The following is a 13,085-nucleotide window of genomic DNA, read 5'->3' as shown; positions in this document are numbered from 1 at the left end:
AGCAATAATGGCGACCTATGCAATCGTCAAGACCGGTGGCAAGCAGTACAAGGTTGCTGTGGGAGACGTGGTCAAGATCGAGAAGCTCGACTTCGAGCCCGGCGCCAAGGTATCTTTGCCCGTCACCTTGGTCGTCGATGGCGCCACCGTCACCACCAATGCCAAAGCTTTGGCCAAAGTTGCGGTGACCGGTAAAGTGCTCGAGCACACCAAGGGTCCCAAGATCCGTATCCACAAGTTCAAGAACAAGACTGGCTACCATAAGCGCCAGGGACACCGTCAGCAGTTGACTGTCCTCAAGGTCACTGGCATCAAGTAGGGAGCAAACAGATGGCACACAAGAAGGGAGCTTCTAGCTCGCGTAACGGTCGCGATTCCGCCGCTCAGCGGCTGGGAGTCAAGCGGTTCGGTGGCCAGGTCGTCAAGGCTGGCGAGATTCTGGTCCGCCAGCGTGGCACCAAGTTTCATCCCGGTGTGAACGTCGGGCGCGGCGGCGACGACACACTATTCGCCACATCGGCAGGAGCCGTCGAATTCGGCGTCAAGCGTGGACGCAAGACCGTCAACATTGTCGCTGTCGGGCTAACCGCCGACTAGAACGTCTTGTGGTCCCTTCGCGCGAAATCGGTGTTTTGCAGGTAGTCATTCACGCGTTTTTTGCAAAACGTAGATTTCGGCACATGTGTTCGTTGGCGGGTGAGAGGACCCCCGATGCCTCGGTTTGTCGATCGCGTCGTCATCCACACCTGGGCGGGTTCTGGCGGTAACGGCTGCGCTTCGATTCATCGCTCAAAGTTCAAGCCGTTAGGTGGCCCTGATGGTGGCAATGGTGGCCGTGGCGGCAGCGTGGTCTTCGTCGTCGACCCTCATGTGCACACCTTGTTGGACTTTCATTTCCGACCGCACATCACCGCGCCATCCGGCAAACAGGGTATGGGCAACAACCGTGACGGTGCAGCCGGCGCGGATCTGGAAGTCAAAGTCCCCGACGGCACCGTCGTCCTGGACGAAGACGGTCGGTTGCTAGCTGATCTGGTAGGCGCGGGCACTCGTTTCCAAGCCGCCGCTGGCGGTCGCGGCGGCTTGGGCAATGCAGCGCTCGCGTCGCGTACCCGCAAGGTGCCCGGCTTCGCACTGCTCGGTGAACAAGGCGAGTCTCGTGATCTCACCCTGGAGCTCAAGAGCGTTGCCGATGTCGGTTTGATCGGGTTTCCTTCGGCCGGAAAGTCGTCCCTTGTGTCCGTGATCTCGGCGGCCAAACCCAAGATTGCCGACTACCCGTTCACTACGCTTGTTCCCAATCTCGGCGTGGTCTCGGTCGGCGAACACGCGTTCACCGTCGCTGATGTGCCTGGTTTAATCCCGGGAGCTTCGGCGGGGCGCGGCCTGGGTCTGGACTTTTTACGGCATATCGAGCGGTGCGCGGTGCTGGTGCACGTGGTGGATTGTACGAGTGTAGAACCGGGGCGTGATCCGATCTTGGACATCGCCGCGCTGGAGGCCGAACTCGCAGCTTATACCCCGACACTGCAAGGAGATACGACTTTGGGTGACTTTGCTGAGCGGCCCCGTGCGGTGGTGCTCAACAAAATCGATGTGCCGGACGCCCGCGAGCTCGCTGAATTCGTTTGCGACAACATTGCTGCCGAGCGCGGTTGGCCGGTGTTTAGTGTGTCGACGGTCACTCGAGAAAACCTGCAGTCATTGATTTTCGGGCTGTGGCAGATGATCTCAGCGTACCACGCCGCGAGGTCGGAGCCGGCGCCGGGACGGTCGCTGATTCGTCCGGTGCCTGTCGATGACAGCGGCTTTACCGTTGAACCGGACGGACAGGGCGGCTTTGTGGTTACCGGTACGCGACCCGAACGTTGGATTCATCAGACCAACTTCGATAACGCCGAAGCGGTCGGCTATCTCGCCGACCGGCTGGCACGCCTCGGGGTAGAGGACGAACTGCTGCGGGTGGGTGCACAGCCGGGGTGTACAGTAAGCATTGGTGGGATGACGTTCGATTGGGAGCCACAAAAGCCTGCGGGCCATCCGGTCGCAATGTCAGGCCGGGGTACCGACGCGAGGTTGGAAAGTACCGACCCCGTTGGTACCGCTGAACGCAAGGTTGCGCGGCATCAGCGTCACAAACACGGTGGATGAGCCGTGAGTGTACATCGCGACGCGATCAGAGCTGCTCGGAGTTTGGTCGTCAAGGTTGGGACTAACGCGCTCACCACATCATCCGGAGTATTCGATTCTAGCCGGCTGGCCAGACTGGTCGACGCGATAGAGGCGCGGATGAAGGCCGGTACTGATGTGGTCATCGTGTCTTCGGGTGCCATCGCCGCCGGCATTGAGCCGCTTGGATTATCACTTCGCCCAAAAGATTTAGCGACCAAGCAGGCTGCGGCCAGCGTCGGGCAAGTTGCGCTGGTAAACTCCTGGAGCGCAGCGTTCGCCCGGTATGGTCGCGCGGTAGGGCAGGTGCTGCTGACTGCGCAGGATATTTCGATGCGAGTCCAACACACTAACGCTCAACGCACCCTAGACCGGTTGCGGGCGCTTCATGCGGTGGCAATCGTCAACGAGAACGACACCGTGGCTACCAACGAGATCCGGTTCGGTGACAACGATCGGCTTTCGGCGGTGGTGGCGCACCTGGTCGGTGCCGAAGCTTTAGTGCTGCTATCCGATATCAATGGTCTCTACGATTCGGATCCGCGGAAGAATACCGGTGCGCGCTTTGTTCCTGAGGTGACCGGGTCGGCAGATCTCGATGGTGTGGTCGCCAGCCGGGGCAGTTCCTTGGGAACAGGTGGAATGGTATCGAAGATGTCATCGGCGCTACTGGCCGCCGACGCGGGTGTGCCGGTGCTGCTGGCTGCCGCGGCTGACGCCGCGACTGCGCTTACCGATGCCTCGGTTGGCACAGTGTTCGCCGCGCGGCCGGACCGGATGTCCGCCCGGCGGTTCTGGTTGCGCTATGCTGCCGACTCTGTCGGCTCGTTAACCCTCGACGAGGGTGCGGTATGGGCAGTGGTACAGCAACGCCGCTCGCTGCTGGCCGCGGGTATCACCGCGGTTTCGGGCCGGTTCTACGGCGGTGATGTCGTGGAATTGCGCGGACCAGACGCGACGATGGTCGCCCGCGGTGTGGTCGCCTATGACGCGACCGAGCTGGCCGCCATGATGGGCCGGTCGACCTCGGAGCTGCCTTGCGAGCTGCGCCGGCCCGCGGTGCACGCCGACGACCTCGTCTCGATTTGATGCGGGTCAGGGCGTCTTCGTTGCACCGAGATACATCTGCGCCGCAGATGATCTCGGCGTGGTTGCGGGACCAATACCACTGCGCGAGGGCGCGTAGTTTATACAGCGACACGCCAATAACGCTGGCATTATGCGGACGCCCGTACCGCACTGCCAGCTCATTGTGTCAACCCGGCGAATGCTTGGTGACACCAGTCGGGTGACAATGAGAGGGCGATGGACTTCTACAACTCCTACAGCCAGGGTTTTGTCCGAGTCGCTGCGTGCACCCATCACGCTTCCATCGGCGATCCGACGACCAACGCTGCATCGGTTTTGCGGTTGGCCCGCCAGTGTCACGACGACGGAGTTGCCGTGGCCGTCTTCCCAGAGCTGACGTTGTCCGGTTACTCGATCGAGGATATTTTGCTCCAAGACCTTTTGCTCGAGGCTGTCGAGGACACCGTGCTCGATATCGTTGTGGCCTCCGCGGATCTGTTGCCGGTTTTGGTCATTGGTGCCCCGCTGCGCTACCGGCATCGCATCTACAACACCGCAGTGATCATCCACCGCGGTGTGGTACTCGGTGTGGCACCCAAGTCGTACCTGCCCACCTACCGGGAGTTCTACGAGCGTCGTCAACTCGCACCTGGAGACGACGAACACGGCACCATTGGCATCGGTGACTTGCGGGCCCCGTTCGGTCCTGATCTGCTGTTCGCCGCGGCCGACTTGCTCGGCTTGGTGCTGCACGTTGAAATCTGCGAGGACATGTTCGTGCCGGTGCCGCCCAGCGCCGAAGCCGCGTTGGCAGGCGCGACGGTGTTGGCGAACCTGTCGGGCAGCCCGATCACGATCGGCCGCGCCGAAGACCGTCGCCTGCTGGCCCGCTCGGCGTCGTTGCGGTGTCTAGCCGCTTACGTCTATGCCGCTGCGGGGGAGGGTGAGTCCACGACCGACTTGGCTTGGGACGGTCAGACGATGATCTGGGAGAATGGGGTGCTGCTCGCGGAATCCGAGCGTTTCCCCAAGGGGGAGCACCGCTCGGTCGCTGACGTCGACACCGAACTGCTTCGATCCGAGCGATTGCGCATGGGCACCTTCAACGACAACCGTCGCCGTCACCGAGCGTTAGTTGAGCCATTCCGGCGCATTGAGTTTCGGCTCGAGCCGCCGGTCGGCAACATCGGATTGTTGCGGGAGGTTGAGCGTTTTCCTTTTGTCCCAGCCGATCCGCAGCGTTTACAGCAAGATTGCTACGAGGCTTACAATATCCAAGTTTCCGGGCTTGAACAACGGTTGCGTGCGTTGGACTACCCGAAGGTTGTAATCGGAGTTTCTGGCGGGCTAGATTCGACACATGCGCTGATCGTCGCCGCGCGCGCAATGGACCGGGAAGGACGCCCGCGCAGCGACATTCTCGCATTCACGCTGCCCGGGTTCGTGACCGGAGATCGCACCAAAAGCAATGCCACCGAGCTGTGTCGCGCACTGGGTGTTACTTTCACGGAAATAGATATCAGAGACACCGCAACGTTGATGCTGAAAAAAATCGGTCATCCGTTCTCACGCGGCGAGGTTTCCTACGATGTCACTTTCGAGAACGTCCAGGCAGGAGTGCGCACCGATTATCTCTTTCGGCTGGCCAACCAGCATGGTGGCATCGTGCTCGGCACCGGTGACCTGTCAGAGCTGGGGCTGGGTTGGTCGACCTACGGTGTGGGTGATCAAATGTCCCACTATAATATCAATGCTGGTGTTCCAAAGACATTGGTGCAACACCTGATCCGCTGGGTCATTGCCTCGAGTCAATTCGAGGAGCAGGTCGATAAGGTGCTGCAGTCGGTGCTCGACACCGAGATCACTCCGGAACTTATTCCAAGCGATGGTGAAGAAAAACTTCAGAGCACTGAAGCAAAGGTTGGTCCGTTTGCCCTACAAGATTTTTCGTTGTTTCAGGTCTTGCGGTACGGATTTCGTCCATCGAAGATCGCTTTCCTGACCTGGCACGCTTGGAGCGATCCCAATTGCGGCAAGTGGCCACCTGGATTCCCAGAAGATAAACGATTGTCCTACTCACTTAAGGAAATTAGGCATTGGCTGCAGATTTTTGTGCAACGTTTCTATTCGTTCAGTCAGTTCAAAAGATCAGCGCTGCCCAATGGCCCCAAGGTGTCTCATGGAGGAGCGTTATCGCCGCGTGGGGATTGGCGAGCCCCGTCAGATATGTCCGCACGGATCTGGCTCGACGAGATCGAGCGCGAAGTGCCCGAAGAGTAGCCGGTTACGGTGCGTCTTCCAGATCAGGAGGGCTTTCCTAGCTGGGCTACTTCGGGTCACTATTTGTCGGTGCTGTTAGTGTCGAACCGCAGCCGTTAAACCGGTGCCGGTCTGGCCATCGCGCATGATGTGCGTCGAGTGTCGTTAGCGGATCAATCTGGCACTAGGGATGAACTGGCCGACGGTGGTGGTGTAGCAAGCAGCGATAAGCACCGTAGCGCGTCCGAAGCATGTAGGGTTCTTAGACGCTGTGGACTTGTACCTAGGTCGTGAAGACGAGCAGGGGGCACCTTGGAATGACAACGAAATTCTTTGTCAACAAAGCAATCACGAGTAGATATATGAATGTGTCGGTGTCGATATGATTGCGCACTCACCCGAATACACCGATGCGCACCAACGTCGTGGTTTCCCGTTCATCCACGCCGATTCACCAGGAATCGTCGATCTGCAGTTGCGGGTAAACCTTCGATGCTATCCCGGCAAGCGTGACGAGGGTCTCGGCGACCTTAATCTAGCTGACCGCAGCACATTGAAAATTTCAATAACGTTATCCTGATACAGGATTAGGTAGATAACTGCCATCTTCAGTGTGATGACAAAGCCCACCCCCAGCCATCCATTCCAGTGAACCAATGCGGAGGTTGGTGCTACATAATTCGGTAGATCTGGTACTACGGTGCATATAATCAACTATGCTAGCAGAATTCCAGCACGATGAAAACCGGGAATAGCATCAGAGCAATGTCGGCGGCAGTGGTTTTCGTTGTATGCTTCTTTCGATCGCGTCGGAATCAAGTGTGCGGTCCACCGGTGCCGGGTAGCAGTGTCGCGAGCGCGCCTGCTGCGCAGCTATGCCCCACGATGGGCAACCGCTGAGTCTTAAAGCTCGGGCTTGGTCTCGGTGCGCGGCCATTTCGTTGCCAGGACTCTGGCGAACACGTCGCCGGCTCCGGTGGTATCCACCGCGGCAACTACCGGAGAGTATATTGCTAACGCATCACCTCGCACCAATATGGCTTGGCGACCAAGGTCATTTGCGCTCCTCAGATTTGTTTTCGATCACGACGTCGGCGAGGGAAGCCAGTTCAGCCAGCGGTCCTGTATGCGGTCCTGCCGGTGAAACATTGGCCGTGAAGACCGCTACGGCTGACCGGATTTGCTGTGTGGCCGCATCAACGAGTGTCAGCTGACTGTTCATGCCTAGCGCTAAAAGATGGTTTTCTCGGCACTGGCGTCGACTACAGATAACTGCTGTGCTGCTCGGTCCGGGCACGTTGCCAGTTCCCTCCAGGCCAACATCGTTGGTCAGGAGATGTACTCGCCAATCGTTCAGCGGCAAGGTTGTTGCCGACTGCGCTGATGAACTGTACTGGCGCACGCGCTGCTGCTAGGGTTTAATTACCGCCTTTGCCGCGAGGTGTGTAGGTTAACGACTTTCGCCCGGAGGGGGAAGCCGAGCAACGTCGAACGGCAGATACCATGTTTACACCCCCTACCATGCAGACACATGCCGTCATGCTGCAGAAGCTAACCGAGGTTAATATCAATCACACAATGGCCTCACTGCTGCATTTTGTTGTGCAGACGTGCGTCGTGGAGAGCCCGGACGGTGTTTGCCCTCATATTTCAGCCAGTCACGTTGACTGAGCAGAGTTTTTCGCTTTCGTACATGATCGCCTCTCCCAGAGGAGCTCCAGGTTAGGCTGCACCTGCTCCATGCACGAACAGACCGCTGCAGCCGCGTGCCGCCCCTCATACTCCAAGACGCCGTTTCAGCCGCCAGATCGTTGGGATCAATCGTGTCAATGCTGTTCTTACCGTTAATCACTTACCTTATTCCCTGAATCAGGGATTCAGGTGCACTACGGCGCTCCGTCATAGACACGCTCTCGTTGCTATCAATCATCACAGAATAGTTCTTCGAGTAAACGTCGCTATTGTTGACTACGACGTTAAACGTGATCGCTTGCAACAGCTCCAGTTGGAACGCATTCGGATCGTGAGCCCTGGATGCTGCCGCTTGCTAACCGACCCGTGTTCCCAAAAATCTTGCTTCGCTGGTTTTTTCATGCATGGCTTACGGATCAAGTCCCAGAGCTTGGCAGAAGCCCTACCGATGTAGTCATTCGCTCGTCGGGTTGCGGTCATAGCTGGTCATGACAATCGCCTTGCGCTTGTCGAACCGCTCCAGAAGTGACTTTGCCGCATTCACCTCCGTTGTACGCGTTAATGGTAACGCCCAAATACTCGACTTGGATTAGGTGTGTTATCGCACCACCAAGCGGTTCGGGCTTGTGATATGCGTCGACGCAGTGCCGGCCTTTGGGCAGCACCACCAGCCGTCGGGAATTGCCTACTAACTCAAGACTTTGCCCTGGAAGCTAGCCAGCGATACTTGTGGCGTCGCACCAGTAGGAAAATTGGTAGGTAAGTAAGTAATTTCGCTACCAGTTCGGTCACCTCCTACTTGTTTTAATCGGCAGACACGACCAGCATCGGGAGTCACGCTGTCTGTGAAAAGTTGGATAGTTCCCACACATTCCTCATCGACTGACGCAAGTATACACATCGTGTCGGTCACCGAAATACCGGCCGCTGAAATGAGGTGACGGCGCAGATTGTCTTCGGGAAAAGACTTTCGATGCACGCTTAATATCTTAATATCTTGTGCCCCGGTCGCGCCGCATGCATCGTGCACGGGTCGCTGTGAGATCGGCAATGCCAGCGACAGCACCCGGCTGACCTCTCCGAAGAAGTTCAGGGCCTTCTTGGTGAAGTTCAAATGCAGTCGAAAGTGACCCAGCTTGCTGAGCCAGGCGATGTGCATGCCGTACAGCTCCACGTCGAGCGCTCTACGCGTCATAGAGCACCGCCACATGAGAAAATTGCGGTACTAACGCCAGTGCGGTGCCGCACTCAGGGCGCGCGTAGCCCAGTGTTCACTGCGAACAGACTATCTGCACTCGATCCGAGAGATGGTCATGCGGGTCAAGTCGATACGCTTGGTGAGTTCATCCTGTTGACAGTCCTTATTGAACGGACTCTTCGGATGTGTTTACCCAGATCGGTGGTGTCATACACCAGCGCCACGCGATAATCGGCATATCGGTAATAATACGCAACAACGATAAATGCGTGATATTTCGATCATCGTCTGGTACGAATGCATGTGATCGAAATATGCATTACAATGACTTTTGAGGCAAAGACGCGTACACAAGGGTGATTTGAAGCACCCGCGTTTGGCCCTTTGGTCTTGAGGTTCGCGCGCTAGTCTGTTGCGTTAGTCGATGCTGAGTTTGGCCAGAGAGATGTAGGAAGGCGGTTGACAGCCAGTAAGCTAACAGACATCGGAACCCTAGGCAGAAACCCTCCAGCTCAGGAGAGAAGGATGCAGCAGGACCGTAAGGGTAGGTACCTTTTTTCGGCTTTTCCGGGTGGGCGTCCAGTCCAAGCTGTTGGTCTGCAGTGTGCTGTCGTTGGGTGTGGTGGTGTCATCGTTGCTTTATTCGGTCGCAATGCATTGCGGCAAGTCGAATCCGAGTGATTTGGTCGAATTTCATGAGTTATAGAAACGACCGGTAGAGGCGTTGTGTGATGAGGTGATGGATTTGCTGGTTATCTACAGCAATAGGTTCGGTATCCTCGATATGACGATCAATTCTCCTCCACAACAGAGGATTGTTAACTATTACAACAATAATATGATCAATCAGATCACCGGTGACACAATCTATCTTAATGCTTTTCTGCTGAATTTCATTGCCCAGAAGAAATAATTTCAGGTGTAATACACGGCACTGTTCACGTTGGTATCCGGTTGCGGTGGCTATTGAGGACGTTTGAGACGGCCGTGCATGATCGGCAGTTAATTCCTGCTACAATTTTTGCCTCCGCGATATTGCCACCTATTTTGAATATCGAGGTGCACTGTTGCTGAACATGCAGGGCAACGTTGTTTACTCGGTCGACACAGTCACCGACTTCGGAACCAATATCCTGATTAGCCCCTATCGTGAATAATAACCCGCGAGGCGTGTACCAAAAGCATTACGGTCCAACGATGTCGATTTTTTCTGGATCACCGACTTCCAGGAAGATTAGCCTCAACTTGATGCTCCCACCGCGTGGGTGGTGTAGCCAGTTCGAATGAACGGCTAGATCGAAGGTGTCATGGCTTTGCCGCTGCCGATTTCGGAGAGCAATAAGATCATGACTGCTGACAAACATTGGGAAGCTACCGGCATGGTCCCATTGACTCAGACATATTTGGTCGTCTTCGACAATTTGATGCGTTTGGATTCACGGTTCTTCTTGGAAGACTCCGCAGGAATACCGGCGCGAGGCGGTGGCTACCGGTATTTCACTACGACGTCGTAGACACAGCTATCCAGTTGGGTGGCACGACGCTGGTGCAGTCGGTTCCAGGTGCGACTCTTTTCGCTGCCCAACGTGGACAGACTGGAACCGTCACCGCTACTGACTATAGGGGCATGGAACCTCAAGCCCCGTTGACAGTGCCGAACTCCGATCTGAACTGATCGATTCCGACGACCCGAGACGATTCGGATGCTTTTGCGTAGCTAAATAAGTTCGACAAGACACTGGCGGTGGCGAGTCGCCGTCGCTGTTGCTTGCCCAAAATATTTTTGCGGCCTATCCGGAGGCTAGAGGAGCTCATGTAGAAGATCAATTACGGCGACTACACCGTCGGTATGTCGGTAATTTCACGCAACGAAATCTTTTATATCACTGCTACTTTCAACGAGATGAGTCCGAATCTAGCGATCAAAGAAGAGCTGCTCAACGAGCAACGCAAGGCAGACAACCAGCTGTTGTTGGTACTGACTCCCGAGTCGGTTGTGCAACGGTATGGCGATGATAAGGAGACCATTGAACAAAAACACCAGGACGTGGCCATCATCTTTGCTTACAACGTTGGGATCAATGATATTTCCAACAATCTATCGGGCGATGAATTGGTCTGGATTGTAGATTAATTATTTCGGAATTTTGATGCGGCTGCTGAAACCCTTGGAATCAAAATTATGTGTATGTTTCGCAATGGCTACCTTGTTAACTGTAGTTTAACGACTCCACGACTGGATAGCGTTCAGGGATGCGTCGTTTTTTGCAGTGGAACTATGGCGAATCATCGATAGATTCAATAGCCAATCCGGGCCATTAGTTACGCTTTTAGATTTAGTTAACATAGGCAACGTCGTCAGCAAGTTGAAGGGTCGTTCCGGTCTTGTCTATGATATGTTGAGGTGGTGTGGTCATTCTCGCCTATCGAATACACAGTGGCTCACCGCAGCTCGGCATCTATGTCTGCTCGCAGATATACTAAAATGATGCGAGACGTTCGACATTTCACGCAGGTCGGCACGATGTCGATAGACGGAACTGATGAAGTGATCTAAGTACTCGCAGTCGATTCGCTTGAATTCCGGCAATATCACCAGTTGCTCATCGCCTTGGCCTGCCACCGTCGAGGTCAGGTGCACTTGTGCGGAGTGTAGGTATTTCGTTGGGTCGTGACCGATTTCGGTGTATGCGGTGTTCAGGCTAGCGTTCGCAACGTCCCATTCCTCGGGACCGTCGTAGCTGGGCATGTTGCATTCGCCGGCGTGGTGTGCAATGACCCGCAGAATCTTTGGTTCTGAGCCGTCGATCACAATAGGCGGGTGTGGGACCTTAAGTGGTTTGGGGTCGTACAATGCAATGCGTTATCGGAGGTTAAGGAAGCGTCCGGTATAAGGTCACCGACTCTTCGGCCCAGAGCCTGCTGATCGCAGTCAGCGCTTCATTCGAGCATCGCGACCCGGGTGTCCAGGCTCGGCAAATCGATTTGTAGCCGCGGTGCTAGTCTTTGTGCTATCCCGCACCGGTTCGGAAGTTCACGTGCTTCCCCAGGAAATGTGGTCGACTCTGACCGTCATTTTGGCGAGAATCGCCGGATTCCGATAAGGCATGCCGAATTACCGGGAAGCTGATTCGCACTCGTTCAGCGGTCACTGTCATGGCAGCCCGTGTATGTCTTCTCGTATAAGTGGTCGTAACCCCAAATGCATTGAATCCAAATCGATCGGCGATTTTCCATAGGGCCTGTGACTCCGGGAATTTCGAACATAACCGGAATTTGACGGCTATCTGTCTATGATGGTGGTAGAGCGGAAACATGGCGTTGTGGGGCCGTCATGGCGGGCAGGCTGTTTGCATCGCCCTGATACTGGCCCCCGACTAACGGGCGGTCGTAGCTGGCCAAGGAAAGCCCGATACCCTGAATTGATGAGTCTTGAAGCACCATCGCGTACCAACTTGCGTCAAGAAGTCCACGATGCTGCCCGGCGAGCCCGGGTCGCTGCTCGCGCTCTCGCAGTTATGCCGACGGTAGCTAAGGACCATGCACTGCGGGCCGCAGCAACGGCGGTAACTGCTCACACCGAGGAGATCCTCGCGGCCAACGCCGAAGATCTGCAGGCGGCTCGGGCCACCGACACACTGGCCGCGACGCTCGACAGGTTAGCTTTGGATAGGCAACGCATTGACCAAATCGCGGGCGGTTTGCGTCAAGTCGCGGCGTTGCCCGACCCGATCGGGGAGGTGTTGCGCGGTTACACGCTACCTAATGGGCTGCAGTTGCGCCAGCAGCGGGTTCCACTCGGCGTAGTGGGTATGATCTACGAGGGCCGGCCTAACATCACCGTTGACGCTTTCGGACTGGCGTTCAAGTCAGGTAATGCGGCGTTGCTGCGTGGCAGCTCGTCAGCGGCGAAGTCCAACCAAGCGCTCGTAGAGGTGTTGCACGCTGCGTTGGTTAGCGAAGACTTGCCCGCCGACGCGGTCCAGCTGCTTTCAGCTGCCGATAGATCCACGGTCACCCACCTGATCCAAGCTCGCGGCCTGGTGGATGTGGTGATCCCGCGCGGGGGAGCGAACCTGATTGATGCGGTGGTCCGTGACGCGCAAGTGCCTATTATCGAGACCGGTGTCGGCAACTGTCACGTCTACGTGCATCAGGCTGCTGACCTGGAGGTTGCCGAACGGATCCTGCTGAACTCCAAGACCCGTCGGCCCAGTGTCTGCAATGCTGCCGAGACGCTGTTGATCGATGCAGCGATTGCCGATCACACTATGCCTAGGTTGGTCGCTGCCTTGCAAGGTGCCGGAGTAACGGTGCACGGTGGTCTTTCGGGAGACCCGGACAAGGCTGACCTGTGTCGCGAATACCTGTCGATGGACATTGCCGTGGCGGTGGTCGATGGCGTCGACGCCGCAATTGCCCACATCAATGAGTACGGCACCGGACACACCGAGGCGATTGTGACCACCAATATGGCTGCCGCCCAACGGTTTGCCGACGGAGTGGACTCGGCCACGGTGATGGTCAACGCATCGACGGCGTTCACTGATGGTGGGCAGTTCGGTTTCGGCGCCGAGATCGGTATCTCCACCCAGAAATTGCATGCCCGTGGACCAATGGGACTGTCGGAAATGACCTCGACTAAGTGGATCGTGTGGGGAGACGGTCAGATCCGACCGGCCTGACCCTTCGATATTCG

General features: G+C 56.5%; 10 protein-coding genes. 9 read left to right on the top strand and 1 reads right to left on the bottom strand.

Annotated features, from left to right (window positions below; translation table 11 throughout):
* The first annotated feature begins 7 nt into the window (after window positions 1–7).
* The 6 genes from rplU (at window position 8) to ML_RS07395 (ending at window position 6,076) form a co-directional block, all read left to right on the top strand.
* The gene (gene rplU, locus ML_RS07420) at window positions 8–319 is read left to right on the top strand and encodes a 50S ribosomal protein L21 (RefSeq protein ID WP_010908353.1); all 312 of its coding nucleotides are present in this window, start codon (window positions 8–10) and stop codon (window positions 317–319) included.
* An 11-nt stretch (window positions 320–330) separates the two neighbouring features.
* Window positions 331–597 (top strand): 50S ribosomal protein L27, encoded by a 267-nt coding sequence (gene rpmA / locus ML_RS07415; RefSeq protein WP_010908352.1) that lies wholly within the window; start codon window positions 331–333, stop codon window positions 595–597.
* A 114-nt stretch (window positions 598–711) separates the two neighbouring features.
* Entirely contained in the window at window positions 712–2,151 is a 1,440-nt protein-coding gene (gene obgE / locus ML_RS07410) for a GTPase ObgE (RefSeq protein WP_010908351.1), read from the top strand.
* Window positions 2,152–2,154: 3 nt separating this feature from the next.
* On the top strand, window positions 2,155–3,258 hold the full coding sequence (gene proB, locus ML_RS07405; RefSeq protein ID WP_010908350.1) for a glutamate 5-kinase: 1,104 nt from the start codon (window positions 2,155–2,157) through the stop codon (window positions 3,256–3,258).
* Window positions 3,259–3,474: 216 nt separating this feature from the next.
* On the top strand, window positions 3,475–5,517 hold the full coding sequence (locus tag ML_RS07400; RefSeq protein ID WP_010908349.1) for an NAD(+) synthase: 2,043 nt from the start codon (window positions 3,475–3,477) through the stop codon (window positions 5,515–5,517).
* A gap of 361 nt (window positions 5,518–5,878) precedes the next feature.
* Window positions 5,879–6,076 (top strand): hypothetical protein, encoded by a 198-nt coding sequence (locus ML_RS07395; RefSeq protein WP_041322806.1) that lies wholly within the window; start codon window positions 5,879–5,881, stop codon window positions 6,074–6,076.
* A gap of 1,800 nt (window positions 6,077–7,876) precedes the next feature.
* Here ML_RS07395 and ML_RS07390 read toward each other — a convergent pair.
* Complete coding sequence (locus tag ML_RS07390; protein ID WP_041322803.1) at window positions 7,877–8,383, bottom strand: HipA N-terminal domain-containing protein; 507 nt, start codon at window positions 8,381–8,383, stop codon at window positions 7,877–7,879.
* A 1,349-nt stretch (window positions 8,384–9,732) separates the two neighbouring features.
* Here ML_RS07390 and ML_RS15940 point away from each other — a divergent pair.
* The 3 genes from ML_RS15940 (at window position 9,733) to ML_RS07380 (ending at window position 13,071) form a co-directional block, all read left to right on the top strand.
* Window positions 9,733–9,900 (top strand): hypothetical protein, encoded by a 168-nt coding sequence (locus ML_RS15940; RefSeq protein ID WP_231846565.1) that lies wholly within the window; start codon window positions 9,733–9,735, stop codon window positions 9,898–9,900.
* A 389-nt stretch (window positions 9,901–10,289) separates the two neighbouring features.
* Window positions 10,290–10,520, top strand: a complete 231-nt coding sequence (locus ML_RS15935) for a hypothetical protein (RefSeq protein WP_231846564.1) — start codon at window positions 10,290–10,292, stop codon at window positions 10,518–10,520.
* A gap of 1,291 nt (window positions 10,521–11,811) precedes the next feature.
* Window positions 11,812–13,071, top strand: coding sequence for a glutamate-5-semialdehyde dehydrogenase (locus ML_RS07380; protein ID WP_049769771.1), 1,260 nt, complete (start codon window positions 11,812–11,814; stop codon window positions 13,069–13,071).
* Window positions 13,072–13,085 lie beyond the last annotated feature (14 nt).

The organism is Mycobacterium leprae TN (assembly GCF_000195855.1).
Taxonomy (GTDB): domain Bacteria; phylum Actinomycetota; class Actinomycetes; order Mycobacteriales; family Mycobacteriaceae; genus Mycobacterium; species Mycobacterium leprae.
The sequence above is the reverse complement of the archived record's forward strand: the minus strand, read 5'-3'. Positions and strand labels throughout refer to the sequence as shown.